The organism is Pseudomonas sp. P110(2024) (genome assembly GCF_057480795.1).
The window spans coordinates 1-26,879 of sequence record NZ_JBLIYT010000027.1 but is presented as its reverse complement, the minus strand read 5'-3'; the positions used below and the strand labels follow the sequence as shown (position 1 = coordinate 26,879).

General features: G+C 63.6%; 22 protein-coding genes. 11 read left to right on the top strand and 11 right to left on the bottom strand.

Annotated elements, in window-relative coordinates; translation table 11 throughout:
• Nucleotides 1–707 precede the first annotated feature (707 nt).
• The 8 genes from AC25ND_RS26145 to AC25ND_RS26110 all read right to left on the bottom strand — a co-directional run bounded on the left by AC25ND_RS26145 (nt 708) and on the right by AC25ND_RS26110 (nt 13,393).
• Nucleotides 708–3,755, bottom strand: a complete 3,048-nt coding sequence (locus AC25ND_RS26145) for a multidrug efflux RND transporter permease subunit (RefSeq protein WP_486976674.1) — start codon at nt 3,753–3,755, stop codon at nt 708–710.
• A 13-nt stretch (nt 3,756–3,768) separates the two neighbouring features.
• Nucleotides 3,769–4,911, bottom strand: coding sequence for an efflux RND transporter periplasmic adaptor subunit (locus AC25ND_RS26140; protein WP_236247780.1), 1,143 nt, complete (start codon nt 4,909–4,911; stop codon nt 3,769–3,771).
• A gap of 220 nt (nt 4,912–5,131) precedes the next feature.
• A complete protein-coding gene (locus tag AC25ND_RS26135) occupies nt 5,132–6,229 on the bottom strand; it encodes a DUF1513 domain-containing protein (RefSeq protein WP_028689672.1) in 1,098 nt (365 codons plus the stop codon).
• Between the two features lie 2 nt (nt 6,230–6,231).
• Nucleotides 6,232–7,296, bottom strand: coding sequence for an imelysin family protein (locus tag AC25ND_RS26130; RefSeq protein ID WP_028689673.1), 1,065 nt, complete (start codon nt 7,294–7,296; stop codon nt 6,232–6,234).
• Between the two features lie 19 nt (nt 7,297–7,315).
• Entirely contained in the window at nt 7,316–8,737 is a 1,422-nt protein-coding gene (locus AC25ND_RS26125; RefSeq protein ID WP_028689674.1) for a di-heme oxidoreductase family protein, read from the bottom strand.
• Nucleotides 8,738–8,937: 200 nt separating this feature from the next.
• Complete coding sequence (locus AC25ND_RS26120; RefSeq protein ID WP_028689675.1) at nt 8,938–10,275, bottom strand: imelysin family protein; 1,338 nt, start codon at nt 10,273–10,275, stop codon at nt 8,938–8,940.
• 148 nt (nt 10,276–10,423) lie between these two features.
• Nucleotides 10,424–12,475: a putative bifunctional diguanylate cyclase/phosphodiesterase gene (locus tag AC25ND_RS26115; protein WP_062364497.1), complete on the bottom strand. Its 2,052-nt coding sequence runs from the start codon at nt 12,473–12,475 to the stop codon at nt 10,424–10,426.
• A 321-nt stretch (nt 12,476–12,796) separates the two neighbouring features.
• Entirely contained in the window at nt 12,797–13,393 is a 597-nt protein-coding gene (locus AC25ND_RS26110) for a superoxide dismutase (protein WP_028689685.1), read from the bottom strand.
• 332 nt (nt 13,394–13,725) lie between these two features.
• On the opposite strand from AC25ND_RS26110, the gene AC25ND_RS26105 reads away from it, so the two are divergent.
• Nucleotides 13,726–14,970 (top strand): MFS transporter, encoded by a 1,245-nt coding sequence (locus tag AC25ND_RS26105; protein WP_186597324.1) that lies wholly within the window; start codon nt 13,726–13,728, stop codon nt 14,968–14,970.
• A gap of 92 nt (nt 14,971–15,062) precedes the next feature.
• Here AC25ND_RS26105 and AC25ND_RS26100 read toward each other — a convergent pair whose 3' ends face one another.
• Nucleotides 15,063–16,610, bottom strand: coding sequence for an AmpG family muropeptide MFS transporter (locus tag AC25ND_RS26100; protein WP_028689687.1), 1,548 nt, complete (start codon nt 16,608–16,610; stop codon nt 15,063–15,065).
• Nucleotides 16,611–16,654: 44 nt separating this feature from the next.
• The gene (locus AC25ND_RS26095; protein WP_050703864.1) at nt 16,655–16,960 is read right to left on the bottom strand and encodes an MGMT family protein; all 306 of its coding nucleotides are present in this window, start codon (nt 16,958–16,960) and stop codon (nt 16,655–16,657) included.
• Between the two features lie 200 nt (nt 16,961–17,160).
• Between AC25ND_RS26095 and AC25ND_RS26090 the strand changes: the two genes are divergently transcribed.
• The 5 genes from AC25ND_RS26090 (at nt 17,161) to groL (ending at nt 21,926) form a co-directional block, all read left to right on the top strand.
• Entirely contained in the window at nt 17,161–18,168 is a 1,008-nt protein-coding gene (locus tag AC25ND_RS26090) for a DUF481 domain-containing protein (RefSeq protein WP_062364493.1), read from the top strand.
• A 231-nt stretch (nt 18,169–18,399) separates the two neighbouring features.
• The gene (locus AC25ND_RS26085; protein WP_062364491.1) at nt 18,400–19,131 is read left to right on the top strand and encodes a HugZ family pyridoxamine 5'-phosphate oxidase; all 732 of its coding nucleotides are present in this window, start codon (nt 18,400–18,402) and stop codon (nt 19,129–19,131) included.
• Between the two features lie 66 nt (nt 19,132–19,197).
• A complete protein-coding gene (locus AC25ND_RS26080) occupies nt 19,198–19,659 on the top strand; it encodes an FxsA family protein (RefSeq protein WP_028689691.1) in 462 nt (153 codons plus the stop codon).
• 284 nt (nt 19,660–19,943) lie between these two features.
• A complete protein-coding gene (locus AC25ND_RS26075) occupies nt 19,944–20,237 on the top strand; it encodes a co-chaperone GroES (RefSeq protein WP_028689692.1) in 294 nt (97 codons plus the stop codon).
• Nucleotides 20,238–20,285: 48 nt separating this feature from the next.
• On the top strand, nt 20,286–21,926 hold the full coding sequence (gene groL / locus AC25ND_RS26070; RefSeq protein WP_028689693.1) for a chaperonin GroEL: 1,641 nt from the start codon (nt 20,286–20,288) through the stop codon (nt 21,924–21,926).
• 99 nt (nt 21,927–22,025) lie between these two features.
• Here the strand turns inward: groL and AC25ND_RS26065 are convergent, their stop codons facing one another.
• On the bottom strand, nt 22,026–22,757 hold the full coding sequence (locus AC25ND_RS26065) for a phosphatase PAP2 family protein (protein WP_028689694.1): 732 nt from the start codon (nt 22,755–22,757) through the stop codon (nt 22,026–22,028).
• 179 nt (nt 22,758–22,936) lie between these two features.
• Between AC25ND_RS26065 and colR the strand changes: the two genes are divergently transcribed.
• The 5 genes from colR (at nt 22,937) to AC25ND_RS26040 (ending at nt 26,661) form a co-directional block, all read left to right on the top strand.
• Nucleotides 22,937–23,620, top strand: coding sequence for a two-component system response regulator ColR (colR, locus tag AC25ND_RS26060; RefSeq protein WP_028689695.1), 684 nt, complete (start codon nt 22,937–22,939; stop codon nt 23,618–23,620).
• On the top strand, nt 23,610–24,938 hold the full coding sequence (locus AC25ND_RS26055) for a sensor histidine kinase (protein WP_069017179.1): 1,329 nt from the start codon (nt 23,610–23,612) through the stop codon (nt 24,936–24,938). The genes colR and AC25ND_RS26055 overlap by 11 nt, the downstream gene beginning before the upstream one ends.
• A 107-nt stretch (nt 24,939–25,045) precedes the next feature.
• Entirely contained in the window at nt 25,046–25,726 is a 681-nt protein-coding gene (locus tag AC25ND_RS26050) for a class I SAM-dependent methyltransferase (RefSeq protein ID WP_028689697.1), read from the top strand.
• Nucleotides 25,727–25,732: 6 nt separating this feature from the next.
• The gene (locus AC25ND_RS26045; protein ID WP_062364489.1) at nt 25,733–26,434 is read left to right on the top strand and encodes a lipopolysaccharide kinase InaA family protein; all 702 of its coding nucleotides are present in this window, start codon (nt 25,733–25,735) and stop codon (nt 26,432–26,434) included.
• A complete protein-coding gene (locus AC25ND_RS26040) occupies nt 26,431–26,661 on the top strand; it encodes a hypothetical protein (RefSeq protein WP_028689699.1) in 231 nt (76 codons plus the stop codon). Before AC25ND_RS26045 ends, AC25ND_RS26040 begins: the two co-directional genes overlap by 4 nt.
• Nucleotides 26,662–26,879 lie beyond the last annotated feature (218 nt).

Sequence of the window (26,879 nt, the reverse complement as noted above, 5' to 3'; positions counted from 1 at the left end):
TGGGGATTTTGGGCAGGTCACGCAAGGGTTTCTTTTTGGTTGGCATACATGCACCTCTTACTCATGTTATGCCCGAACACAAAATTTCTGACACCCTCGCGCATTCATTTTTGATGTCGACGCTTATTCACCTTTCCGCCCTTACGGCGGGTCCCTTTTTGAAGGATCAAAAAGGAACCAAAAAATCCTCGCTCCATTCATCCGGCCCTGCGCTTCGCTCCGGGTTCCCTCACTCCGGCCTTGCTCCCGGGAGGACCGCGCTGAACGCCCCATCCTGGGGCGCAGCGCTTGACGGGCATCCATGCCCGTCACCTCCCTTCGCAAGACCTGCGTTCGGCCTCCTGAAGTCGCGAAGTTACGGGCGGCGACTGGACTGGCGCAGCTGTCGCTAGTTGAAGCGGAATTAATCTCTCGATTGTTTCGCGGGGCAAGCCCGCGATAGGCCGGAACAGCCAATATATAACTAATTTTCAAACAGTAAACTTCGCATTTTCCTGTTCTTGCTCTTGCTTCTAAGCGCGCGACAGTTCAGGCACCGCCAATTGCGACTTCAGGAGCGAGGGAACCCCGGAGCGAAGCGCAGGGCCGGATGAACGGAGCGGAACGGTTTGCCTACTTTTCCCTAGAGAAAAGTAGGTCGCCGTAAAGGCGAAAAGGTGACTAAATGTCGGTATATTCTACGAATGCGCATAAAAAACCAAAGCAAATCACCCGCGAACATCAACAATACCGTGCCCCCCCTTATGCGCCAAAACACTATAAATGCAAGGCAAAACAAACAGCGTAAACAGCGTCCCAACCGACATCCCGGTAGCAATCACCATCCCGATATCAAACCGGCTGACCGCCCCGGCCCCGGAGGCCAAAATCAGGGGCACCATGCCAAACACCATGGCCGCCGTGGTCATCAGCACAGGCCGCAGGCGAATCGCGGCGGCCTCCTCGATCGCCTCCCGCACCCCAAGCCCTCGCTCGTCCCGTAGCTGATTGGCAAACTCGACAATAAGAATCCCGTGCTTGGTGATCAGCCCGATCAGGGTCACCAACCCCACCTGGGTATAGATGTTCATGCTCGAAACCCCCAGGAACAACGGCAACAACGCCCCGCAGATCGACAACGGCACCGTTACCAGAATCACCAGCGGATCCCGGAAACTCTCGAACTGCGCCGCCAGCACCAGGAAGATGATCGCCAGCGCCAGGCCGAAGGTCACCCACAACGCACTGCCCTCCTGGACGAACTGCCGCGCCGTCCCGGCATAGTCCAGCGAGAAGCCCTCGGGCGCCTCCTCGCGAGCGATGGCGCGCACGGTTTCCAGGGCCTCGCCCATGCTCACCAGCGGCACCCCTTGGATGATCGCCGAGTTCAACTGCTGGAACTGGTTGAGCTGGCGCGGCCGGGCACGGTCGCTGAGGGTGATCAGGGTCGCGAGCGGCAGCAGCTGGCCCTGCTCGTTCTTCACGTAGTAGTTGTTCAGCCAGCCAGGATTGGCCCGGTAAGGGCGCTCGACCTGGGCGATGACCTTGTAGCTGCGCCCCTCCAGGGTGAAGCGGTTGATCTCGGCCTCGCCCAGCAGGGTCGCCAGGGTGCTGCCCAGGGTGTCCATCGACACCCCCATCTGCGCCGCCTTGGCGCGGTCGATGTCGATCACCACCTCGGGTTTATCGAAGGCCAGGTCGATGTCGAGGAAAGCGAACTTGCCCGACGCCTGGGCGCGTTCCTTGACCCGCTGGGCCACCTCCAGCAGGGCTGGGTAGTCACCGGCGGTGTTGATCACCAGTTGGAACGGCAGGCCCTCGCCGGTGCCGGGCAGCGACGGCAGGTTGAAGCCGAAGATCTGCAGCCCGCCAATCTGCTCAAGCTCGGCCTGCACCAGCGGCAACAACTGCATCTGCGTGCGCTCGCGCTCGTTCCAGGGCTTGAGCAGGAAGCCACCGATCCCGCTCTGCACACCGTTGAAACCGTTGATCTGGAACGACGAGTAGTACTCGGGGAAGCGCTTGAAGATCGGCGTGAACTGGTCGGTGTAGGCGTTGAGGTAGTCCAGGTTGGCGGTCTGCGGCGAGCTGCTTATCATGAAGATCACCCCCTGGTCTTCCTCCGGCGCCAGTTCGGTGCGGGTGAACATCAGCAAGGCCGGGATCAGGCACAGAATCAGCACGGCGAACACCAGCACCACCGGGCGGCTGTTCAGGGTGCCGTGCAGCAGGCGCTGGTAGCGCACCTTGAGCGCGTCGAAGATCAGGTCCAGGCGATGGGCCAGGCCGCTGGGGTTCTGCTCGTGGCGCAGCAGCAGGGCGCACATCATCGGTGACAGTGTGAGGGCGACGATGCCGGAAATGACCACCGCCCCGGCCAGGGTCAGGGCAAACTCCTTGAACAGGGCACCGGTCAACCCGGTGAGAAAACCGATGGGCGCGTACACCGCGGCCAAGGTGATGGTCATCGACACCACCGGCAGGGCGATCTCGCGGGCACCTTCCAGGGCTGCGTCGAAGGGCGACTTGCCCTCCTCGATATGACGGTGGATGTTCTCCACCACGACGATCGCGTCGTCCACCACCAGGCCGATGGCCAACACCATGGCCAGCAGCGTCAGCAGGTTCAGCGAGTAGCCCATCATCTGCATGAAAAACAGCACGCCGATCATCGATAGCGGGATGGTCACCACCGGGATCACCACCGAACGCAGGGCGCCGAGGAACAGGAACACCACGACGATGACGATCAGCACCGCTTCGCCGAGGGTCTTGATCACTTCGTCGATGGACGCCTGGATGAACAGGGTGGCGTCGTAGGCGATGGACACCTTGAGGCTGGCGGGCAGCGCCTCTTCGAGCTGCGGCATGATCCGCCGCACCTCCTTGATCACCTCCAGCGGGTTGGCTGCCGGCGTGGCCTTGATGCCGATGTACACCGACGGCGTGCCGTCGAACGAACTGACCGTGTCGTAGTTTTCCGCGCCCATTTCCACCCGCGCCACATCGCCCAGCAACACCCGGCTGTCGCCACTGGTCTTGACCGGCAGGGCGGCAAAGGCCTCGGCGGATTTCAGCTCGGTGGTGGCGTTGATGCTGGTGGCCACGTACTGGCCCTTCACCTCACCGGCGGCGGATAGGAAGTTGTAGCGGTGCACGGCGTTGGTCACGTCCACCGCCGACAGGCCGAAGCCGGCCAGCTTCACCGGGTCGATCCAGATGCGCATGGCGAACACCTGGTTGCCAAGGATCTCGGCCTCGGCCATGCCGGGCAGCGTGGCCAGCTTGGGCTGGATGACCCGGGACAGGTAGTCGGTGATCTGCGGGTTGCTCATTTCGTCGCTGTAGAAGCTGATGTACATCAGCGCTGAGGCATCGGCGGCCTCCTTGCTCAGCACCGGGTCCTCGGAGTCCTGGGGCAGCTTGTTGCGCACCTCGTTGGCCTTGGCCAGCAACTGGGTGAACAGACGGTCGGTGTCGGCGCCGATTCGCGCATAGACCGAGATCACCGAAAAGTTCTGCCGGCTCACCGAGGTCATGTAGTCGATGCCGTCGGCGCTGGCCAGGCTCTGCTGCAAGGGTTGGGTGATATAGCCCTGGATGGTTTCGGCATTGGCCCCGGGGTAGGCGGTGGTGACGGTAATCAGTGCGTTTTCCATCTGCGGGTACTGGCGGATCTGCAGCTTGTTCCAAGCCTGCAGGCCGAGCAGCAGGATCAGCAGGCTGACCACGCAGGCCAGCACCGGGCGGCGGATGAACGGGTCGGTGAACGCCATGGCCGCCTCCCGTTCACTTCGCGCCGGGCGCGGCGGGCTTGAGGGCGTTGTCGGCGCTGATGCGGATCGCCGCGCCGGGGCTCAGTTTGAGCTGGCCGGCAGTGACCACCTGATCGCCGGCCTGCAGCCCCTTGAGCACCACGACCCAGCCTTCACGGCGCTCGCCCGTCTGCACGGTGAGCTGTTCGGCAATCAGCTTTGGCTGGCCGTTGGCGTCACGCTGGGGCTGGCCGTCCTCGCCCTTTTTCTCGCTGACCCGGTACACCGAATTACCGTAGAGGGTATAGGTGATGGCGTTCTCCGGCACCACCACCAGCGGCTGCGGGTCGGGCAACAGCACTTGAAGGCTCGCGAACATGCCCGGCAGGAGCTTGCCTTCGGGGTTGGCCAGGGTGGCGCGGACCAGCAGGTTGCGGGTGCTTTCCTCGACCTTGGGGTTGATCGCACTGAGGCTGGCGGAGAAGGTCTGGTCGGGGTAGGCGGCCACTTGGGCCAGTACTCGCTGGCCCAGGCTCAGGTGCGGCAGCGCCTGCTCGGGCACATTGAAGTCGACATAGAGGCTGGACAGGTCCTGCAGGGTGGCGATCACCGTACCGCTGGCCAGGTAGGCGCCGACGTCCACCTGACGAATGCCGATGGTGCCGCTGAACGGGGCGCTGATGCTCTTTTTCGCCAGCGAGGCCTTGAGCTGTTCGACCACTGCCTGGTTACGCCGGTACTGGGCGGTCAGGCGGTCGAACTCGCCGCGGGAGATGGCCGAATCGCCGACCAGCTGGCTACCCCGGCCGAAGTCGACCTTGGCCAGCCCCAGGTCGGCCTGCGCAGTGCCGAGCAGGGCGGTTTCCTGGTCGCTGTCCAGTTGCAGCAGCAACTGGCCGGCTTTCACTTGTTGCCCGGATTCGAAGTGCAGCGACTTCACGGTACCGGCAACTTCCAGACTCAGTTCCACGCCCTGATAGGCCTTGAGGCTGCCAACCGCTGGCAGGCGCTCCTGCCATTGGCGCTGCTCGGCTTGGGCCGCGGCCACGCTGACCGGCGGCCGGGGCTGCGAGAACATCTGCACCTGCTTGTAGATGGAAAAGGCCTTGATGCCCCCCAGGATCAATACGATCAGCAGGACGACGGCCAACATGATCAGCATGCGGCGGCGCAACATGGTCCGGTTCCCTGGAGGTGGGTTTGTTATTTATCGGGCACGACCTCGGGCAATCCGGCCCACGTGCGGTGAGGGAAAGTATTGTCGGTTTTCTGGAAAAGAGGAGGGACAAACGTGTGCCGGCCAAATCGCGGTGCAAGTCGCATCGGCGCACCGCCGCTCACGCGTCAGGACGTGGGAGCGGCGGTGCGACTTGTACCGCGATAGCTTTTACGACAAATCAGACCAGATGCAGGTGGTTATCCCAGAAGCCTGAAGGCAGGTTCATCGGCTGGCCGATCAGCTCTGCCTTGCGGCAATCGTAGAACCGGCAACGCCCCTGCCCGGAGGTAACGACGAAGCCATCCTTCACCGCCCCGACCCCGGCGCAATCGGGCATCGGTGCATCGAGCTTCACCGCGCCGCTGTCCAGATCCCAGATGAACAGGCGATTGGCCCGTGGCGCGGTCAAGGCCACCAGGCGCAGGTCGCTGTGGATGGCGACGCTGGCGGTGTACTGGGCCATCGACTGCAGCTGGCGCTCCGGCACCGGGAAGGCCTTGAACGGCTCGCCCGGACGCTTGATCGCCAGTAGCTCGGCGGTCTCCTCGGAGCCGCCCATGAACTGCTGGCAGGCGGCGATGGTGCCATCGTCGCCCACCGCCAGGTGGCGCACGCTGTTCATCTGCTGGGCCAGGGTCTCCTTGCTCAACAGGGTGCCGTCGCGCTGCATCAGCACCAGGCTCGGCTCCATGGCGTCGAGGTTCATCTCCACCCGGCTTTCGGCCTCGGTGCGGATACCGCCGTTGGCCACCACCAGGGTTTCGCCATCGGGCAGCCAGGCCACCTCATGGGGGCCGATGCCGTGGGTGGAAAGCTCGCCGCTGTGCACCAGACGTTCGCCTTCGAACCGATAGACGCCCAGCACGCCGCGACCGGGGTCGGTGGTGTCGTTCTCGGTGGTGTACAGCCACTCGCCGTCCTTGTGGATCACCGCATGGCCGTAGAAGTGCCGCTGCGGTTGCGAGGCGAGGGTCTGCAGCAGCCGGCCGTCGCGCAGGTCGACCAGGTAGCTCTCGGTACCGGGGCGGCGCGCGACGAACAAGGCGATCGGCAGCGTCGGGTGGTTGATGATCGCATGGCAACGCTGGGCCACCTGGGTGCTGAACACCTGGGTGCCGTCCAGGCGAAAGCCCACGGCGTAGTGCTTGCCGTCGCTGTCGTCGCGCGCCGACAGCAGCAACGGTTCGCTGCCTTTGCCGCGGAACAGGCTCCAGCCGCCCAGGGTCAGGGCGCTGAGCAACACGCTACCGAGTTTCAGGGCCTGGCGTCGCAGCATGATCAGTCACCGTCGTTGGCATTGAAGCCCAGCTGGATGTTCAACGCCTTGGCCAGCTCGCCTTCGTGCAGGCGGTGGACGACGTTGAGTGCGTCGTAGATCTGGTTGAGGGTCTGCTTGCCGGCGTCGTCGGCCAGCAGTTCGCCCAAGGTCTTCTGGTTGTCGGCCAGCAGCTTGATCGCCGCAGCGTAGGCGTCGTCGATCTTTTGCGCCAGTGCCGCCTGATCCTTGCCCAGCAGGCCGCGCAGGCCCTGGTTGTCGACCCCGACCCAGACCGTCTGGGCGGCCTTGAGCGAGGCTTCCAGGCTCTTGATCGACGAGTGGCTGCGCCAGGCCTCGGCCTGCAGCGGCTGCGCGATCCCCTTGCTCTGGCGGCCCATCGGCGCGCCGAGTTTCTTCTTCAGGGTGTCCAGGGCGGTGACCTGGGCCCGCAGCAGGTCGGCGATCGCCTCGTGGGAGTCGGCGTAGCGCTGGTTGGGGAACTTGGTCATCTGCGACAGCATGCCGTCGGTGCTGTTCCAGCCCTTGAGGATTTCCTCGGCCAGGGCCTTCTGGTGTTCGCCGATGGCCACCAGCAGCGGGCAGTAGCGGGCTTTCTGCTCGGCGCTGGCGATGTCCGGCTTGCTGTCGAACAAGATGTATTCGTAGGCCGACAGGCCACGCACCACCACGCTGGCCTTGCCCAGCGACTCGGCGGTGACCGCCTGTTCGCCGTTGACCAACTGCTCGACCTGGCGGCCGACCAGGTTCTTCTTGTCCGGCCAGAACTGCACCTGCCACGGGCGGTTGCCCTCGGCCAGCGGGCCGACCAGCAATGGCTGCAGTTCGGCCCAGGCCTTCTGGGCGTGGAGGAAGTCGGTGCGGGCGGTCTCCAGGGACTGTTTGCCTTCGCAGTAGGCCAAGGCGCTGGCGGCCAACTGCCGGTCGGCCTCGACCCAGCGGCTGTAGGTCGGCAGGATCACTTGCTTGGCGATGGCAGCGGAGGTCACCGCCTGCGGATCTTGCGGCGAGCAGGCGCCGAGGGCAAGTGCGGCGAGGCTGGTGAACAACAGTTTGGGTCGGAACATGCCCGGCTCCTTGTGCGGTTTAAAGGGAATTCAGGAACGCCAGCAGCGCGGCGCGCTGCTCGGCATTGAAGGTCAACACGTGATCGCGCGCCGCCTGGGCCTCGCCACCGTGCCAGAGCACGGCTTCAAGCAGGTTGCGGGCGCGGCCGTCGTGGAGGAACTGGCTGTGGCCGCTGACGGTCTCGCTCAGGCCGATGCCCCACAGTGGCGGGGTGCGCCAGTCCTGGCCATTGGCGGCGAACTCGGTGCGTTCATCGCTCAGGCCCGGGCCCATGTCGTGAAGCAGCAGGTCGCTATAGGGACGGATCACCTGGCCGGCCAGTTCCGGTTCGGACGCATCGGCGGCGGTGGTGAACTGCGGGGTGTGGCAGCCCTGGCAGCCGGCCTGGTAGAACAGGTTCTTGCCCGCCAGCACTTCGGGCGTATCCACTTTGCGTCGGGCCGGCACGGCGAGGTTGCGGGTGTAGAAGGTGACCAGGCGCAGGATGTTGTCGCTGACTTCCTTCTCGCCGTCCTGACCGTCACCGTTCGGCGCGGCCAGGCAATCGACCTGCGCGGCGGTGCAATCGTCCTTCGGCATCAGGGTGGTGGTCAGGCCCATGTCGCCGGCAAATGCGTGCACGTTCTGCTGGTTGACGTTGGGCTGCCCGGCCTTCCAGCCGAAGCGGCCGACCACGGTCTTGCCCTGGGCGTCGTCCCATACCCGGTTGGCGCGGCCGCGGATGCCATCGCGGTTGAGGTCGTCCGGATCTTCGTTGGCCAGCAGGTCGGCTTCGGGGATGGCCTCGAGCAGCCCCAGGCCGATCATCGGCGGGGCGACCCGGGCCGAAAAGCGAGTGTCCGGGTGCAGCGGGCCATAGCCGAGCTGGGTGATCTGCAGCGTCGGGCGGCGCAGTTCGACCTGGTGGCCATCCTTGAAGGTGACGCTGTGCTTGTCGTAGCTCACCCGCACCTTGCCTTCCGGGGCCACGCCGGGGATGGCCATGTCCTGCAGCTGGGTGCCGTAGACCGGCTCGGGAACCACACCCAGGCGTTCGATTTCGCGGGCGTAGTAGGGCTGGTCGGGGATCGACAGGCGCACCAGCATCGACACCGCGTTGCTGTCGCCCGGCTCCGGCGGATGGCCTCGACCGTCGCGCACGTGGCAGTTCTGGCAGGCGTTGGTGTTGAACAATGGGCCGAGGCCATCGCGGGCGGTGGTGGTGGAGGGGGCGATTACCCAGGGATTGCGGAAAAAGCTGTTGCCCACGGCGAAATCCAGGCGCCGCTCGGGCGTCAGGTTGGCCGAGGGCAGCGAATAGGCGTTGCGGTCGCTGCGTTGCACCGTGGCCTTGCCGCCGGAGAGGGCTTCGCCGGGCTCGGCCTGGGTGAAGCGCGGGGCGTCGTCACAGGCGGCGAGGGCGAAGGCCAAGAGCAGGGGGCTTAGGCGGAGCAAGGACATCGAGGATCCTGGGCATGGGCGAAAAACCGGCGTGCAAGCTTATCAGGCTGGGGGTGTTTGAATAAGAGCAATTTGCAATTGCTGGATGAAATCACTGTCAGTTGGCCGTTATCGGCGAGTTCCGTACCTGTAGGAGCAGTGGTGCTGCTGGAAAACAAAAAGGCGGCCCGAAGGCCGCCTCTGCTGAACTGCGACGCTGATCAGAACTCGTGATCGGCGGTATCCGGGTTCAGGTTGTCGATGCCCAGCTTGCCAGCGGCCTGTTCGATCGCGCCGGTCTGTTTGACCAGCGAGGCGATGGCATCACGCACAATCTGGTTGCCGGCGGCGTTGTCGGCGGCGATCAGCTGGTCGTAGTGCTCGCCCTTGAGGGCGTGGTCGACGATCACCTGGATCTTGGCCTCGGTGGCTTCCAAGTCGGCCTTGAGGGTGGCGTCGGTGGCCGGGTCGGCCTTGGCCACCAGTGACGACAGACTCGGGCCGCTCAGCTTGGTGCCGTCGACACGGGTGTACTCGCCCAGGTAGACGTTGCGGATGCCCTTTGCGTCGTAGAAGTGCGAGTAGTGGGTGTTGTCGCTGAAGCAATCGTGCTCGTCTTCCGGCGAGTTGGCTTCCAGCGAGACCTTCATGCGCTCGCCGGCCAGTTCGCCCAGCGACAGGCTGCCCATGCCGAACAGCATCTTGCGCAGGCCGTCGTTGGCCGGCTCGCCTTCGAGGGTGGCGCGGTAATTGTCGGCGACGTTCGGCGCCCAGTTGCCGACCATCTCTTCGAGGTCCTTGACCAGCAGGTCGGTGACCGCTTTCAGGTAGGCGCGGCGACGGTCGTTGTGGCCGCCCGTGGCGCCCTTGCCTTCCAGGTAGTCGGATGCCGGACGGTTGCCCGCGCCAGGGCCGGTGCCATTGAGGTCCTGACCCCAGAGCAGGAACTCGATGGCGTGGTAGCCGGTGGCGACGTTGGCTTCGGAGCCGCCCAGTTCGTTGAGGGTGGCGAGTTTCTCGGGGGTGATGTCCTTGACATCGATCTTGTCTTCGCCGACCTGGATCTCGGTGTTGGCGATGATGTTGGCGTTGGCCGCCGGGTTGCCCAGGGCGTGCTCGTAGCTCTTGTCGACGTAGTCGATCAGGCCTTCGTCCAGGGGCCAGGCGTTCACCTGGCCTTCCCAGTCGTCGATGATGGTGTTGCCGAAGCGAAACACTTCGCTCTGCAGGTACGGCACGCGCGAGGCGACCCAGGCATCACGGGCGGCTTTCAGGGTCTGCTCGTCGGGCTTGGCCAGGAACGCGTCGACGGCGGTCTGCAGTTGTTTGGCGGTGCTCAGCGAGTCGCTGTACACGGCATGGACCATTTCGGCATAGTGCTTGACCACAGCCTTGGCGGCCGCCTCATCGACAGCCCCCGGCGCCGCGGCGGTGGTGCTGGCGGCGGCAGGTGCCTGGGCTTGCGGTGCGGCGGCCTTGTCGTCCTTGCCTTCGCCGCAACCGGCGAGAGCGATGGCGATGGCCAGCAGACTGGCGGAGGCCAGAGGCATTCGAATCATTGTTGGTTTCCTGCGTGGTGTGGTTGGACCGTGCGCCGTGGCACGCGAAACCAATACATCATGCGAAAGATTTGCATTTGCTGTAAAGGGGCGGGCGTGCATTTCATGCAAACGCCCGTTCAAGGTGCACCGCCAAGGCTGGCTGGGCTTAAAGGGCGGAAACCTGGTTGCGTTGTGCCTGTTTGAGGAAGCTGGTCAGTTCGCGTGCCGACAATGGCTTGCTGTAATGGTAGCCCTGACCCTCGTGGCAGCCCTGGGCGATGATGTAGCTCTCCTGTTCGACGGTTTCCACGCCTTCGGCGATCACCTGCATGCCCAGGCTCTTGCCCAGTTGGATGATGGCGCGAACGATGGTGGCGTCGTCGTCATCGTCAAGCAGGTCCTGAACGAAGCTCTTGTCGATCTTGATCTTGTCCAGCGGCAGCGACTTCAGGTAGCTGAGCGAGGAATAGCCGGTGCCGAAGTCGTCAATGGCGATCAAGGCGCCCGAACGGCGCAGGCTCAGCAGGTGCTGGGCGGCGGTGCTGATGTCTTCCATCAGGCCGGTCTCGGTGACTTCCAGCTCCAGGCTGCGCGGTGGCAGACGGTAGGCCTGCAGCAGGTTGTTGACCACCCGCGGCAGCTCGTTGTGGTGCAGTTGCACCGTGGACAGGTTGACCGCCATGCGCAGCTCGCTGAAGCCCTGGTCGTGCCATTCGCGCAGCTGCCGGCAGGCCTGGTCGAGCACCCATTCACCGATACCGATGATGCTGCCGTTCTGCTCGGCCAGCGGGATGAACTGGTCGGGCGGGACCATGCCCAGCTCCGGATGCTGCCAGCGTAGCAGCGCTTCTACGCCGACCACACGGTGGTCTCGGTAGCTGATCTGCGGCTGGTACACCAGGTACAGCTGGTTGCGTGACAGGGCCTCGCGCAGGTCTTTTTCCAATTCGCGACGGCGGCGCATCTCGCTGTCGACGCTGGCAATGTAGAACTGATAGCGGTTGCGCGAGCGGGCCTTGGCCAGGGTCATGGTCTGCTCGGCCTTCTGCAGGAGCTTCTCGGTGCTGTCGCCGTCCTCGGGGAACAGGGTGATACCGATGGTGGCGCGCAGGCGGATCTGCTGTTGGTCGAGGTCGAAGGGCGCTTCGAGGTCGTCGAGGATGCTCTGGGCCAGCTCGGCGGCTTCATAGGGTTGCTCGATGTTGGCCTGGACCAGGGCGAACTGGTCGCCGCCCAGGCGAGCCAGGGCGCCGAGCCGCCCGCTGTGGGCGCGCAGGCGGTCGGCCAGGGCCAGCAGCAACTGGTCGCCGACCTGGTAGCTGAACTGCTCGTTGATGCCCTTGAAGTCGTCCAGGCCCACGCACAGCACGGCGACACGGCGCTGCAGGCGGCCGCCGTCCACCAGGATCTTGTCCAGCTGCTGCTGTAACTGCTGGCGGTTGGGCAGGCCGGTGAGGAAGTCGTATTGGGCCATGCGCTGCAGGCTGTTCTCGGCCTCGTGGCGCAGGTGGGTGTTGCGCTCGATGGAGGCCAGCAGTTGGTTGGCGGTGTTGACCCATAGGCCCAGCTCATTGCGCTCGTGGCCCTTGAGTTGCGGAATCTGGTGCTGGCTGGGGCGGTCGGGGTTTATCTGGGTCAGGTGGTCGATGATCTTCGACAGCGGCTTGGTCAGCAGCCAGTGGTACACCAGGTACAACACCAGGCCCATGGCCAGGGCGCGCAGCACGCCGGAGATGAAGATGATCACGGCATTGATCAGGAAGTCCTCGCCGTAGGAGGAGGTGTCGAGGGTGATGCTCAGGTCGCCATAATACTCGCTGTAAGGGCCACGGCCGACCAGTTGCGTGGTGTAGGTGCGCTCCTGGCCGAGGATCAGGTCGGTCAGCCAGCGCATGGACATGTCCTGCAGCGGCCGTGACTTTTCCGCCAGCATGGTTTCGTTGGGGTGGCCGATGGAGGCCATGCGCACCGACTCGTCCTGGAACAGGCCTTCCATCACCTGCATGCCCATTTCCCGGTCGAGGCTGTACACCGCCTGGGTCGATGGGTCGCGGAACATGTCGAGGATGCGCTGGGCATCGTTGTTCACCGCCTGGCGGGTCTTGTAGGCGTCATAGACGATCTGCGCACAGCTGAGTACGACGCCGACAGCCAGCGCCGAGAGCAGTACCACCCTCAGCAGCTTGACCGATAAGCTGTTTCGAAATTCCAGCTTCAATGGGGTTTCCTTAATCCATGCGCATGCCATTATTTTGCCATCAACCATGGCGAGAGACTATCGGCCCGTGACCCCGTCAGGCAACCCGTCCGTTGATGGAAATGCCCTTGGCTCTGTATCGGTCGAGCGGTCATGCGACTTGAGTGCGCTGCGTCAACTTTCCAGATGGTTGATGTTAGCGCGCTATGCGGTCTGAGCAAGAGCGCGCGGATCGGTTGCAAATATTTCTGTCAGGTATGTCGTTGCCGAATGCGACGGCATCCTGCCGGGCAACAAAAAACCCGGCACTCAGGCCGGGTCTTTTGCATTCAAGGCGAACAATCAGGCCTTGAAGGTCTTGCCTTCGAACTGCTCGGCAACGAAGGCCCAGTTGACCAGATTCCAGAAGGCCTCGACGTACTTCGGACGCAGGTTGCGGTAGTCGATGTAGTAGGCGTGTTCCCAGACGTCGCAGGTCAGCAGCGGGGTGTCGCCGCTGGTCAGCGGGCAGCCGGCGCCGATGGTGCTGGCCAGGGCCAGGGAACCGTCGGCCTTCTTCACCAGCCAGCCCCAGCCGGAGCCGAAGGTGCCGACCGAAGTCTTGGTGAACTCTTCCTTGAACTTGTCGAACGAACCGAACGCGGCGGTGATGGCGTCAGCCAGGGCGCCGGTTGGCTGGCCGCCGCCGTTTGGCGACAGGCAGTTCCAGTAGAAGGTGTGGTTCCAGACCTGGGCTGCGTTGTTGAAGATGCCGCCCGAAGAGCTCTTGACGATCTCTTCCAGGGTCTTGCCTTCGAATTCGGTGCCTGGGACCAGGTTGTTCAGGTTCACGACATAGGTGTTGTGGTGCTTGTCGTGGTGAAACTCCAGGGTTTCCTTGGAGATGTGCGGCTGCAGGGCATCGTGGGCGTACGGCAGCGGCGGCAATTCAAAAGCCATGGTGGATCTCCTGATTCAGGTCTGTTTGCGGTTTGCGCCAGGCCTCACGGGTGGCCTGATGAGCGTCGGCGAGTTTGTACTCTTTGCGACGCGAGGGCAGGATCATAGCACCGGCCCGGGCGCTTAACCACGCAACATCTGTGGGGAATAGAGGTTCCAGAGCGGTTGGCGGGGGCCGACAGGCGGACCCTTTCAGGTGATGTGCAATCCCTGTGGGAGCCGGCTTGCCGGCGATGGGCGCGAAGCGGCCCCGTTCTTTTACACTTGTTCACAGCCAGGCGCTGCCATATCTGGCATATACCCTGATCCTGCCTTAAACCCCGATGTCCGCCATGAAACCTTTGCTGTATATCACCCCCTTGCGCGCCTTGCTGTTCGGTCTGACCCTGGCACTGTTCGAATTGCTGACCTACCTCGCCAGCGACGCGGTCATGCCCGCCATGCCGGTGGTGGTCGGCGACCTTCAGGCCAGCACCGAGTACATTCCCCACGCCCTTAACCTCTATCTGCTGGGCGGAGTGCTGCTGCAATGGCTGATCGGCCCGCTGGCGGATCGCTACGGCCGGCGCCCGTTGCTGCTGGGCGGCTGCATCTTCTTCGGCCTGGCGTGCCTGGCGACCTTCTGGGTGCAGGACATCGGCTTGTTCAACCTGTTGCGCCTGTTGCAGGGCATCGGCCTGGGTTTTGTGGTCACAGTCAGTTACCCGGCGCTCAACGAGGCTTTCAGCGAGGCCGACGCGGTGCGCATGATGGCCCTGCTGGCCAATATCGCCCTGTTGTCGCCACTGCTCGGCCCGCTGGTGGGCACCCTGATGCTGCAGTGGCTGGACTGGCGCTGGCTGTTCGTGGCGTTTGCCGCGGGCGCGGTGCTGTGCTGGCTGCTGCTCTACCGGCTGATGCCCGAAACCCTGGGGGTGGAGCGTCGCGACGGTTCGCGCCTGCCGTTCACGCCCATCCACCTGCTGCCATTGCTGGCAGGCTACGGTCAGTTGCTGGGCAATCGGCGCTTTGTGGCCGGCAGTGCGGCGCTGGGGTTGGTGGGGCTGCCGCTGATCGGCTGGATCGGCCTGTCTCCGGTGCTGCTGATCCATGACGAGGGCCTGAGCACCCTGGAATACTCGCTATGGCAGCTGCCGGTGTTCGGCGGGCTGATCCTGGGCAACCTGATCATCAATCGAATCGCTGATCGCTATCCGCTGCCGTCACTGGTGCGCGGGGCCCTGTGGCCATACCTGGCAGGGCTGTCGCTGATGGTTGCGGCGACCTGGTATCGGCCGACGGTGCCCAGCGTGGTGGCCGGCATGTCGCTGTATGCGCTGGGATTGGGCGTGGCCAACGCCGTGCTGTACCGCATGACGCTGTTCTCCAGCGAACAGAGCAAGGGGCTGGTATCGGCGATGCTGGGGATGATCACCATCGCCTTGCTGGGGCTGGGCGGCGCGGTGTTGGCGATGCTCGGCGCGGGTGCGAGCCTGATGCACTTCGCCCTGGCCGCAGGCGTGGCGGGCGCGCTGGCGCTGTGGCCGCTGTGGTTCGTGGTAGGCGGACGTTCGGGGAAAGGGGCTGTGACCCAGTAGAAACATCTCGGGGCAAGTCCGCTCCCACGCAGTCAGTCATTCAGGCTGAATATGTGGGAGCGGGTTTGCCCCGCGATCAGGCCGGAGAAGGCCTAGTTTTGTTCAGCCGCCGGACTCTCCACCGGCACCGGCTTTCCCCGACCCACCTCCTGCCGCCAGTGCAGGGCGATCAGCACAAGCGTCGGCACGCCAAGCAGCGCGGTGATCAGGAAGAAGTCGTGGTAGCCGAACTTCTCCACCATCACCCCGGAATAGCCACCGATCAAACGCGGCAGCAACAGCATGATCGAGCTCAGCAGCGCGTACTGGGTGGCCGAGAACTTCAGGTTGGTCAGGCTCGACAGGTAGGCGACGAAGGCCGATGTGGCCAGCCCCGAACTGAAGTTGTCCAGCGAGATGGTCACCACCAGCATTTCCAGGTTCGGGCCCATGTCGGCCAGCATCAGGAACAGGATGTTGGTCGCCGCCGAGGCCGCGCCGCCGATGAACAGGATCGGCAGGATGCCGAAGCGCACGATCAGCAGGCCACCGGCACCGGCGCCCACCAGGGTCATGATCAGGCCGAAGATTTTGCTGACGCTGGCGATCTGGTCCTTGGTGAAACCCATGTCGATGTAGAACACGTTGGCCATCACGCCCATCACCGTGTCGGACATGCGGTAGGTGGCGATCAGCCCGAGCAGCAGCAGGGCCTGCCAGCGGTAGCGCGTGATGAAGTCGTTGACCGGCGTGAGCACCGGCGCCAGGCCGCGGCGGCCCAGGGACGACAGGCATGCCCAGGTCAGCAGCACATAGAGGATCAGGCGCAGGAAAGCACGGTCTTCGAGCAACAGGTCGAGCATGGACGAGTCGCCGAACACCACGCTGGCCCAGTCGGTGTTGAACAGCTGGGTGAAGCTGGCCGGCACCGAGACCAGCAGGATGATCAGCACGAACACCGAGGCCAGTTGGTGCATCAACCCGTAGCGGGCCGCCGACAGCTGGGTGCGCAGGGGCACCGGCGGTTCGCGCATCACCAAGGTGGTGAACAGCGCGGGCAGCATCAGCACGCCGAACAGCACGTAAGTACCGGTCCAGGCCTCGTGCAGGTAGCTGAACCCGGTGGAACCGAACCACTCGGCGAAGAACAGCGCACCGGCGGTGGCGAGCAGGGCGGCGACCCGGTAGCCGGCCATGTAGCTGGCGGCCAGGGCGGCCTGGCGCTGGTCGTCGGCGATCTCCAGGCGGTAGGCGTCGACGGCGATGTCCTGGGTGGCCGAGGCGAAGGCCACCAGCACCGCCAGGGCGATCAGCCACGACAGGTGTTTCTGCGGGTCGCAGAAGCCCATGCCGACCAGCCCGAGCACCACCAGCACCTGGGACAGCAGCAGCCACGAACGACGACGGCCCATGCCACCGAGCAGCGGCAGGCGCCATTGGTCGAGCAGCGGCGACCAGACCCACTTGAAGGCGTAGGCCAGGCCGATCAGGCTGGCATAGCCGATGGTCTCACGCGCCACACCCGCCTCGCGCAGCCAGACCGAAAGCGTCGAGAACACCAGCATATACGGCAGGCCGGCGGCGAATCCGAGCAGCAAAAGCACCAAAGTTGACGGGCTGGCATAGGCAGCGAGCGCAGCGCGCCAGGTTTTACGGGGCATGGGCCAACATCTGCCTCAAGGTTTGCGAAAACAAAGCGCGCACTCTAACCGCTGTGCTCCATTGGACGCCAGCCATGGCGTGCCATATCCACACGATTATTGGCCACATTCACGCCTTCTGCGCGCAAGCGGGCGCGTTGTTCGTCGCCCGATGGCGTGCCCAGGGCAAGGCTCAGTCGGCCACCGGCACCCAGCACCCGGTGCCAGGGCAGGCGGGTGTCCGCCGGCAGCTGCCCTAGGGTGCGTCCGACCCAGCGCGCCGCGCGGCCGAGGCCGGCCAGTTCGGCCAATTGCCCATAGCTGACCACCTTGCCGGCGGGGACTTGGCCCAGCACCGAGTACAGTGCCATTCGTCGGGCCTCGGCATCCTCCGGCACAGCGGGCGGTGGCGTCGAGGTCAAGGGGTATTTGGCCTGTGAATGAAACCGGGCAGGCGGTCCGGGCAAATGCGAGCGGAACTCATCGGCATGGTCTGGGTCTGTCCTTGCTCAGGTTGTCGGTATCTGGATAATGCCCGGCTTTTTCGTCGAATCGAACCCAAATTGCGCTTATGTCTTCTAGAACCCTGCTTTGCCTCATCGCCGCGTCGCTCTGTACCCCTGTGCTCGCCGACACCGTGTGGATGAAGAACGGTGACCGCCTGAGCGGCAAGATCAAGGTCTTCGACGGCGGCAAGCTGTTGCTGGAGACGCCCTATGGCGGCTCGATCGCTCTGGACTGGAAACAGGTGCAGACACTGGAGAGCGATCGGGAACTGCTGGTCAAGCAGGACGCCTACTCCGGCGAGAAGGCCAAGTCGCTCAAGGCCGCCGAGCCGGGCAAGGTGACTCTGGCCAACGGCGATGCGCCGAAGACCGTCGAGCTGGCCAGCATCGAGCAGATCATGAAGCCGCGACCGCTGGTCGAGGACTTCCTGTGGAAGGGTAATGTCGATGTGGCGATGGACTACAAGCGTGCCGAGACCGACAGCGACGACTACGACGTCAGCTTCAAGACCACCGCCCGCCATGGCCGTTGGCGGCACAACGCCGAGGGCGAGTACAACCGCGAGACCAAGGACGACGTCACCACCACCAACAACTGGAGCGCCGAGTACGCCCTGGACCGCTTCATTACCGAGAAGTGGTTCTGGCAGGGGCGCTTGGAGTACAAGCGCGATCATATCGAGGACCTGGCGCGCCAGCGCACCATCGGTACCGGCCCGGGCTATCAGTTCTGGGATGACGAACTGGGTGCGTTCTCGCTGGGTTCGCTGATCAACCGCACCGATTTCGAGTACCGCGACGGTGGCAAGGACAACTTCTATTCCGCCGCCGTGAAGTGGGACTACAACCGCTACCTGATCGGCAAGAAAGTGGAGTTCTTCACCAATGGCGAATTCGGCAAGCCGCTGGGCGGCGTGGCCGACTACTCGCTGGATGCCGAGATGGGGCTGCGCTACAAGGTGACCGAGTGGGCTTCGCTCAACCTCAAGGCGGAGAAGGACCTGATCAAGGGCACGAGCGACAGCGACCTGGACAAGACTCGCTATACCGCAGGGTTCGGCGTTACCTGGTAAGTCGGCAGCGTGCTTTTGGTGTAGGAGCGGCCTTGTGTCGCGATAGGGCTGCGCAGCGGCCCCAGGATCTCAGCGACTAGGCAGACATTGCCGGGGCCGCGTTGCGGCCCTATCGCGACACAAGGCCGCTCAGGGATATGCGTAGATCTACACGGCAGCAGGCCCAGTGGCAGCGGCGGGTGATAATGCTTATCTTGTCACCCATCCAGTCCGTCGTCAGGAGCCTTTCCAGTGAGTACCAACGCCCTTCGCCCCGCCCGGGAACTGCTGCTCAAGGAGTACCGCGGCGTCCTCTCGACTCACTCCAAGTCCATGCCCGGCTATCCCTTCGGTTCGGTGGTGCCTTACTGCCTGGACGCCGAGGGCCATCCGCTGATCCTCATAAGCCGTATCGCCCAGCACACCCACAACCTGCAGAAAGATCCGAAGTGTTCACTGCTGGTGGGCGAGCGCGACGCCGAGGACGTGCAGGCGGTCGGGCGCCTGACGGTGATGGCCGAGGCGCGCAAGCTGACCGACGAAGCGGCCATCGAGGCTGCCGCGGCCCGCTACTACCGGTACTTCCCTGAATCGGCCAACTACCACAAGGCCCACGACTTCGATTTCTGGGTGCTCGAGCCGGTACGCCACCGCTACATCGGTGGCTTCGGCGCGATCCACTGGCTCGACCAGGTGACCCTGAGCAATCCCTTTGCGGGCAAGGCCGAGGCCAGCATGATCGAGCACATGAATAGCGACCACGCCAATGCCATCGCCCATTACGTCGAACTGACCGACCTGCCGCGCACGGCGCCGGCCGAAATGGTTGGTATCGACAGCGAAGGCATGCATCTGCGTATCGGCCAGGCGGTATACTGGCTGGCGTTCCCGAGCACCTGCAACACGCCGACACATGTCCGTGAAGCCTTGGTTTTTCTGGCCCGCGCTGACCAGTGGCCGGTTGCGGAAAGCGTCGAGGGTTGAAAACAGGCGTCGAGGCATCCATTTGATGGTCTTACAGGAAGATTCTCTTCCGTCGAGGAACCCTTGATGCGTGCTTTTCTACTGCTGTTACTGCTTTTCCCCGTGCTGGAGCTGTTCGTCTTCGTCAAGGTCAGCGCGGCCATCGGTTTCTTCCCGGCGCTGCTGCTGATCATCGCCGGTTCCGCCCTGGGTGTGTTGGTGATGCGCGTTGCCGGCCTGGCCACTGCCCTGCGTGCCCGGGAAAGCCTGCAGCGCGGCGAGTTGCCGGCTGAGGACATGTTCCAGGGCCTGATGCTCACCGTCGGTGGCGGCCTGTTGCTGCTGCCGGGCTTCATCAGCGATGTGCTGGGCCTGCTCTGCCTGCTGCCGTTCACCCGTCGCCTGGTGGCCGGTCGGCTGCGTCGCCGCGCCGAGGAACAGGCTCTGCGCCAGCGCGCGTTCCAGGATGATCCGTTCCAGGCGCAGCCCCGCGATGGCGGCCATCGTCCGAACGTGATCGAGGGCGAGTACGAGCGTCGCGACAAATAACACCGATTTTTCGTGGGCGCGGGCTTGTCCCGCGATGGCCTCTGGGTTGGGCTCATCGCGGGACAGGCCCGCTTCCACGATGACGTTTTGAAAAATTTTCCGCGCAAGCCTTGTAATTGTTTTTAGCGGCCTCATGTATGTGTCACCGCAAGGTTTCTGGTGGCGACACCAGACATGACATAGGTGGTTCGCCCTGTGCGGACCACCCCCGGCAACGCCGGATCGAATCAACCCGCCGGTGTCGACACCGGCCGATGAAAACCACAATTTGGGAGAGATCGACAATGAAGCTTCGTCCTCTGCATGACCGCGTCGTCATCCGTCGCAGCGAAGAAGAATCGAAAACCGCTGGCGGTATCGTCCTGCCGGGTTCGGCCGCTGAAAAACCAAACCGCGGCGAAGTCGTTGCCGTCGGCACCGGTCGTATCCTGGACAACGGCGAAGTACGCGCGCTGGCCGTGAAAGTGGGTGACAAAGTGGTTTTCGGCCCTTACTCGGGCAGCAACACCGTGAAAGTCGACGGCGAAGACCTGCTGGTCATGGCCGAGAACGAAATCCTGGCCGTTATCGAAGCCTGATTTCCCCGACTTCCCGTTACTCCAAAGAATTTCAAGGATTAAACGATCATGGCTGCTAAAGACGTAAAATTCGGCGATTCCGCCCGTAAGAAAATGCTGGTTGGTGTCAACGTTCTGGCTGACGCGGTAAAAGCGACCCTGGGCCCGAAAGGCCGCAACGTGGTCCTGGCCAAGAGCTTCGGCGCGCCGACCATCACCAAGGACGGCGTTTCCGTCGCCAAAGAGATCGAGCTCAAGGACGCCTTCGAGAACATGGGCGCCCAGCTGGTCAAGGAAGTCGCTTCCAAGGCCAACGACGCCGCCGGTGACGGCACCACCACCGCCACCGTCCTGGCCCAGGCCATCGTCAACGAAGGCCTGAAGGCCGTTGCCGCCGGCATGAACCCGATGGACCTCAAGCGCGGTATCGACAAGGCCACCGCCGCCGTCGTCGCCGAGCTGAAGAACCTGTCCAAGCCATGCGCCGATTCCAAGGCCATCGCCCAGGTCGGCACCATCTCCGCCAACTCCGACAACTCCATCGGTGAAATCATCGCCGAAGCCATGGAAAAAGTCGGTAAAGAAGGCGTGATCACCGTCGAAGAAGGTTCGGGCCTGGAAAACGAACTGTCTGTCGTAGAAGGCATGCAGTTCGACCGTGGCTACCTGTCGCCGTACTTCGTCAACAAGCCGGACACCATGGTTGCCGAGCTGGAAGGCGCGCTGCTGCTGCTGGTCGACAAGAAGATCTCCAACATCCGTGAGCTGCTGCCAGTACTGGAAGCCGTTGCCAAGGCCGGTCGTCCGCTGCTGATCGTTGCCGAGGACGTCGAGGGCGAGGCCCTGGCCACCCTGGTGGTCAACAACATGCGTGGCATCGTCAAGGTTGCCGCGGTCAAGGCCCCGGGCTTCGGCGACCGCCGCAAGGCCATGCTGCAGGACATCGCCGTCCTGACCGGCGGTACCGTGATCTCCGAAGAGATTGGTCTGTCCCTGGAAACCGCCACCCTGGAGCACCTGGGTAACGCCAAGCGCGTGATCCTGTCCAAGGAAAACACCACCATCATCGACGGTGCTGGCGAAGAAGCCGACATCCAGGCCCGCGTCACCCAGATCCGTGCCCAGGTTGCCGACACCACTTCGGACTACGACCGTGAGAAGCTGCAAGAGCGTCTGGCCAAGCTGGCTGGCGGTGTTGCCGTGATCAAGGTCGGTGCCGGCACCGAAGTCGAAATGAAAGAGAAGAAAGCCCGCGTCGAAGACGCCCTGCACGCTACCCGTGCAGCCGTCGAAGAAGGCGTGGTGCCTGGCGGTGGTGTTGCCCTGGTTCGCGCCCTGGCTGCCATTGCCAACCTCAAAGGCGACAACGAAGACCAGAACGTCGGTATCGCCCTGCTGCGTCGCGCCGTCGAAGCCCCGCTGCGCCAGATCACTGCCAACGCCGGCGACGAGCCAAGCGTTGTCGCTGACAAGGTCAAGCAAGGTTCGGGCAACTTCGGCTACAACGCCGCTACCGGTGAATACGGCGACATGATCGAGATGGGCATCCTGGACCCAGCCAAGGTCACCCGTTCGGCCCTGCAAGCCGCAGCTTCCATCGGCGGTCTGATGATCACCACCGAAGCCATGGTTGCCGACCTGCCGGAAGACAAGCCAGCTGCTGGCATGCCTGACATGGGCGGCATGGGTGGCATGGGCGGCATGATGTAAGCCAGCCTTACCCCCTGTACCCAGAAAAAGCCCCGCCTAGTGCGGGGCTTTTTCGTTTGTTCTGGCGTCATCGCAAGGATGGGTTTGCCCCGCGATTGTTCATCGAACGGCGCTGTGTTCTGCCACGGGGGCCCTGGCGGCCCCGCTGCGATACAGCACCAGGTAATACGACCCCAGCCCGATCAACCAGCAGAACACCGCCGTCCATACGTTGTGTGACAGGAAGTGCGCGCCCTGCATCATCCGTCCGACCGACAGTCCCGCGCCAGCCACGAGGGCTACCGCGAGCGCCACCCGTGCCAGGCGCGGACGGCGATCGCGCAGCATGAAGAACAGGCCGAACAGGCAGAACCCGGTCGCGGCATGCCCGCCTGGCCAGCACAGTCCGGGCTTGTCGGTCGCAGGGCGTGGCTCCAGCAGCTTGCTGTAGGTCTCCTTGCCGCCGAATTGGGTCAGGCTCCACGGGCATTGCACTTGGGTAACTTTCTTCAGCGGCGTGACGAAGGCCGTCGACAGCCCCAACGCCAGTACCAGGCAGCCGAGTTCACGGCGCCAGCCCGCCAGCCGTTGCCAGACGAAGCTCAGGGCGAAACCGACCACGGCCAGCAGTCCGAAGACGATTACGCCCTGCTTGACCCGGTCATGCAGGATGTTTTCCAGCAGGTAGCTGTGGCGACCGATGAACTGGCCGGCAGCCGGGTCGTAGAACAGGTTGGCCACATCCATGTCCAGCGGCGTCCATTCGAGCAGGATCAAGGCCATGGCGGTAACGAAAGGGATGCCCAGGTACAGCCACGGGTTGATCGGGCGAGGGCGCACGGATGACTGCATGATGACTCCAGAGGGTGGAAAAGACCGTGCATTGTCGGCTGCCCGCTATCCTGTGTGCGTGAATGATCGGTGAAAAAACTGTCAAGTTCGGTGATTTCGAGCCAGGGCATGGCACCATGCGGGCATTGGACGTAAGCTGCGCCTGCCGCGCCCGGCGAAGCGCCGCACAGGAGACCTCGATGCGCATTCTTTTGGTTGAAGACAACCGCGATATTCTGGCCAACCTGGCCGACTACCTTGGCATGAAGGGCTACACCGTCGACTGTGCCCAGGATGGCCTGTCCGGGTTGCACCTGGCCGCGACCGAACACTACGACCTGATCGTGCTCGACATCATGTTGCCGGGCATCGATGGCTATACGCTGTGCAAGCGCCTGCGCGAGGATGCCCGGCGCGACACGCCGGTGATCATGCTCACCGCCCGCGACCAGCTGGACGACCGCCTGCAAGGCTTCCGCTCGGGCGCGGACGACTACCTGCTCAAGCCGTTCGCGCTGTCCGAGCTGGCGGCGCGCATCGAGGCGGTGCTGCGTCGCGCCCAGGGTGGTGGTCGGCGTACCCTGCAGGTCGCCGACCTGAGCTACGACCTCGATACCCTGGAGGTGACTCGTCAGGGGCGCCTGCTCAAGCTCAACCCGGTCGGCCTGAAACTGCTGGCCGTGTTGATGCAGAAGAGCCCCCATGTATTGCGCCGCGAGGTGCTGGAGGAAGCCTTGTGGGGCGACGACTGTCCGGACAGCGACAGCCTGCGCAGTCACGTCCACCAGTTGCGCCAGGTGATCGACAAACCGTTCGACAAACCCCTGCTGCATACCGTCCATGGCGTCGGCTATCGCCTCGCCGAGGGCCGCGATGGAGTTTAAACAGAGCCTTGCCCAGCGCATCATCATCGCTTTCGCGCTGATGAGCGCGCTGGTGGCCGGGGCCTTCGCCTTCGGCATCGTCGCCACGGTGCACCTGGTCGAGGAACGCCTGATCTCGTCGGTGCTTGGCGGTGATCTGCAACGCCTGCTGCGCATGGACAGCGTCAGCGACTGGAGCCATCGGCCACGCCCCGACCAGTTGTTCTATTTCAGCGGCGGGCGCGATGACTTCGAGTTGCCCAAGGACCTGCGCCACCTGGATGCCGGCTTCCACGAGGTGTTTCGCGACCAGCTCTCGTATCATGCCATGGTCGAGATTGTCGACGGTCGGCGTTATGTGCTGCTGCAGGACCAGAGCGATTTCGAGGAGCGCGAGCGGGTGTTGTTCGCCGTGGTCGTGGTCGGCTTCGTGCTCAGCCTGGCCCTTGCGGTGATCCTTGGTTGGTTGCTGGCGCGGCGCGTGATGGCGCCGGTGATCCGCTTGGCGCGCCAGGTCCGCCACCGTGACCAGTTGCTGGGCCTTGCGCCGCCGTTGGCGCCGGACTACGCGGCGGACGAGGTCGGCCAGCTGGCAGTCGCCTTCGACGATACCCTGGGGCGCCTGCGCGATGCCTTGACCCGTGAGCGGCTGTTCACCAGCGACGTCAGCCATGAGCTGCGCACGCCGCTGATGGTCCTGGCGACCTCGTGCGAGTTGCTGATGGAGAACCCCGGCCTTGATGGGCGCGCGCGCAGCCAGGTTGAACGCATCGCCCGGGCGACCGAGGAAATGCGCGAACTGGTGAAGACGTTCCTGATGTTGGCCCGTGCACAGCGCGATGAAGGTGCCGTCGCATCGCGGGCAACCTTGCGTGAGGTGGGCGACGACCTGATCGGTGTATGGCGCGACACCATCGAACAGAAGGGCTTGGCGCTTTACTACGAGGGGCGGGTCAGTGCCAGCCCGGTGCTGTACAACGCCACCTTCCTGCAATCGGTGATGGGTAACTTGCTGCGCAACGCGGCGCACTACACTGACAGTGGCTACATTCGCCTGAGTCTCGAGGCCAATGGCTTCTGTGTCGAGGACAGTGGCGTGGGGATTCCGGAGGAGCAGCGCGAGGCGATGTTCCGGCCGTTCGTGCGTGGCGACGAGCGCCGCGGCGAGGGCCTGGGCCTGGGCCTGTCGCTGGTGCAGCGCATCTGTGACGATCAGGGTTGGCGCGTCACCTTGACTGCGACCTTGCCCCATGGTTGCCGCTTCCAGGTCGACCTGAGCCAGGGCACGAAAGTGGTGCAGGACGGTCAAAGCCAGGATGGGCTATTGGATCCCGATTAACCTCCTGTAACACCTGCATTTGGTGCTGACAGATTTTTCACATCGACATGACCTGATTCCAACGCTTGCGTACCTATGGTGAGCGCACTGGAGTCAGGAGATGTCCAATGCGTAGCCCCATCAAACTCGAATTCTCGGACAAGTACGACCGCAATCACGCCCGGGAGTACTTCCTCAAGCACCAGGATGGCCTGGCTCGGCGCTTGTCCCACCAGCGTGACGAGCAGTTGGCCCGCCGTGCCCTGGCGCTGGCCGGTGAGCCTGGCCTGGTGCTCGACCTGCCCTGCGGCGCCGGAAGGTTCTGGCCGCTGCTGGCGGAAAAGGCCAACCGCGTGATCATCGGCGCGGACAATTCAGCGGCGATGATCGAGACAGCCTGTGCGTCACAACCGCCAGAGGTGGTTGCGCGGGTACGCCCCTTGCAGACTTCCGCGTTCGCCATCGACCTTCCGGATAACGCGGTCGACAGCATTTTTTGCATGCGCTTGTTCCACCATATTGGCGATCCGCTCCATCGGAAGAAAATTCTTTCGGAATTTCAAAGGGTTAGCCGAGACAGCGTGATCCTTTCGCTGTGGGTGGATGGCAATTTCAAGGCCTGGCGCCGCCGCAAGCTCGAAGCCAGGCGCAGTGCGCGGACGACGCAGGACGGCTATCAGAACCGCTTCGTGTTACCCGCGGCTACAGTTGAAGAAGAATTTGTGTCAGCAGGATTCAGAATTCAGGAACGACTCGACTTTCTGCCGTTCTATGCCATGTGGCGAGTTTACGTATTGCGCAAGGGGTAACGAGTGATGGCGGTAGCGCAGAATCAGTCCAGGCAGTTTGATTTTTACTGGCAGCAGCAGGGAGAGTGGGTCGAGGAACCCAACCAGCGGCGTGGCGGCGAGAGTGGCGTGCAGCGCCTGAGCGACGGCGAGGGGCATCTGCTGTATGCCAAACGCCAGGTCGGGCACATCTACCGCAGCCTGCTGCATCCGTTCGGGCGCCCCACGGTGTTGCGCGAACTCGATGCACTGAACAGTTTCGAGCAACTGGGCGTCAGGGTACCGCGGATCGTCTATGCCGGGGCCGAGCGGGACGCTGATCATCAGTGGCGGGCCTTGCTGGTCAGCGAGGCGCTCGAGGGTTTCGTCGACCTCGATGCCTGGCATGCCTCCGGGGCCCGTGAGCATTACCCGCAGGCCGTGCATGAGCGCATGCTCAAGGACCTCGCGGACAACCTGGCGCGCATGCACCTGGGGCATTGGCAGCATGGCTGCCTGTACGGCAAGCACGTGTTCGTCAAGGTGCTGGGCGAGAGCGAGCAGGCACGGGTGGAAGTGGCCTTGCTGGACCTGGAGAAGTGCCGGCGGCGGATCAGTTGCCAGCGGGCGGCCTATAACGACCTGCGGCAGTTGCGACGCCACTCGTCGTTCAACGAGGCGGAATGGCAGACCTTGCTCTACTTTTACCAAATGGCGTTTGGCAGCGCGGTCAAAGGTTTAGAGCAATGAAACTAGAAATCGCTCGAGCTTTATTCTTGGTCGCGGCGTTGGCAGTGACCACGGCGGCGGCGGCGGCCTGGGAGCAGCCGCGGCCCACGGTCTTCAGCAAGGCTGAGGTCGGTGGGGTGTGTCCGTTGCCACGGGTGGCCAAGGTAGAGCAGGGGCGGGCTGAGCCGGATCATGATCTGCTGTTGTTCCTGTTTGGGATGAGGCAGGGGTTGCGGCCGTTTGGTTGACGTGGGTTATGTTGTGAGCGCCGGGGGGTTCTTTATGAATTTCTGGCGTTTGTTTATTTGGGGTTTATGGTTGGTTGATGTTTGTTTTTGAAGTTTTATGCGCATTCATTTGCGATGTCGACGCTTATTCACCTTTCCGCCCTTACGGCGGGTTACTTAATGAGATGGTCACCCCGGCACCCTGCGAGGCGTACGCTTTCGCAGGGTGCTTTTACTTC

What these genes read in the sequence shown, in the direction of transcription:
- AC25ND_RS26145 (WP_486976674.1), bottom strand. Translation starts at nt 3,755, where the DNA reads ATGGCGTTCACCGACCCGTTCATCCGCCGCCCGGTGCTGGCCTGCGTG.
- AC25ND_RS26140 (WP_236247780.1), bottom strand. Translation starts at nt 4,911, where the DNA reads ATGTTGCGCCGCCGCATGCTGATCATGTTGGCCGTCGTCCTGCTGATC.
- AC25ND_RS26135 (WP_028689672.1), bottom strand. Translation starts at nt 6,229, where the DNA reads ATGCTGCGACGCCAGGCCCTGAAACTCGGTAGCGTGTTGCTCAGCGCC.
- AC25ND_RS26130 (WP_028689673.1), bottom strand. Translation starts at nt 7,296, where the DNA reads ATGTTCCGACCCAAACTGTTGTTCACCAGCCTCGCCGCACTTGCCCTC.
- AC25ND_RS26125 (WP_028689674.1), bottom strand. Translation starts at nt 8,737, where the DNA reads ATGTCCTTGCTCCGCCTAAGCCCCCTGCTCTTGGCCTTCGCCCTCGCC.
- AC25ND_RS26120 (WP_028689675.1), bottom strand. Translation starts at nt 10,275, where the DNA reads ATGATTCGAATGCCTCTGGCCTCCGCCAGTCTGCTGGCCATCGCCATC.
- AC25ND_RS26110 (WP_028689685.1), bottom strand. Translation starts at nt 13,393, where the DNA reads ATGGCTTTTGAATTGCCGCCGCTGCCGTACGCCCACGATGCCCTGCAG.
- AC25ND_RS26105 (WP_186597324.1), top strand. Translation starts at nt 13,726, where the DNA reads ATGAAACCTTTGCTGTATATCACCCCCTTGCGCGCCTTGCTGTTCGGT.
- AC25ND_RS26100 (WP_028689687.1), bottom strand. Translation starts at nt 16,610, where the DNA reads ATGCCCCGTAAAACCTGGCGCGCTGCGCTCGCTGCCTATGCCAGCCCG.
- AC25ND_RS26095 (WP_050703864.1), bottom strand. Translation starts at nt 16,960, where the DNA reads ATGGCACTGTACTCGGTGCTGGGCCAAGTCCCCGCCGGCAAGGTGGTC.
- AC25ND_RS26090 (WP_062364493.1), top strand. Translation starts at nt 17,161, where the DNA reads ATGTCTTCTAGAACCCTGCTTTGCCTCATCGCCGCGTCGCTCTGTACC.
- AC25ND_RS26080 (WP_028689691.1), top strand. Translation starts at nt 19,198, where the DNA reads ATGCGTGCTTTTCTACTGCTGTTACTGCTTTTCCCCGTGCTGGAGCTG.
- AC25ND_RS26075 (WP_028689692.1), top strand. Translation starts at nt 19,944, where the DNA reads ATGAAGCTTCGTCCTCTGCATGACCGCGTCGTCATCCGTCGCAGCGAA.
- groL (WP_028689693.1), top strand. Translation starts at nt 20,286, where the DNA reads ATGGCTGCTAAAGACGTAAAATTCGGCGATTCCGCCCGTAAGAAAATG.
- AC25ND_RS26065 (WP_028689694.1), bottom strand. Translation starts at nt 22,757, where the DNA reads ATGCAGTCATCCGTGCGCCCTCGCCCGATCAACCCGTGGCTGTACCTG.
- colR (WP_028689695.1), top strand. Translation starts at nt 22,937, where the DNA reads ATGCGCATTCTTTTGGTTGAAGACAACCGCGATATTCTGGCCAACCTG.
- AC25ND_RS26055 (WP_069017179.1), top strand. Translation starts at nt 23,610, where the DNA reads ATGGAGTTTAAACAGAGCCTTGCCCAGCGCATCATCATCGCTTTCGCG.
- AC25ND_RS26050 (WP_028689697.1), top strand. Translation starts at nt 25,046, where the DNA reads ATGCGTAGCCCCATCAAACTCGAATTCTCGGACAAGTACGACCGCAAT.
- AC25ND_RS26045 (WP_062364489.1), top strand. Translation starts at nt 25,733, where the DNA reads ATGGCGGTAGCGCAGAATCAGTCCAGGCAGTTTGATTTTTACTGGCAG.
- AC25ND_RS26040 (WP_028689699.1), top strand. Translation starts at nt 26,431, where the DNA reads ATGAAACTAGAAATCGCTCGAGCTTTATTCTTGGTCGCGGCGTTGGCA.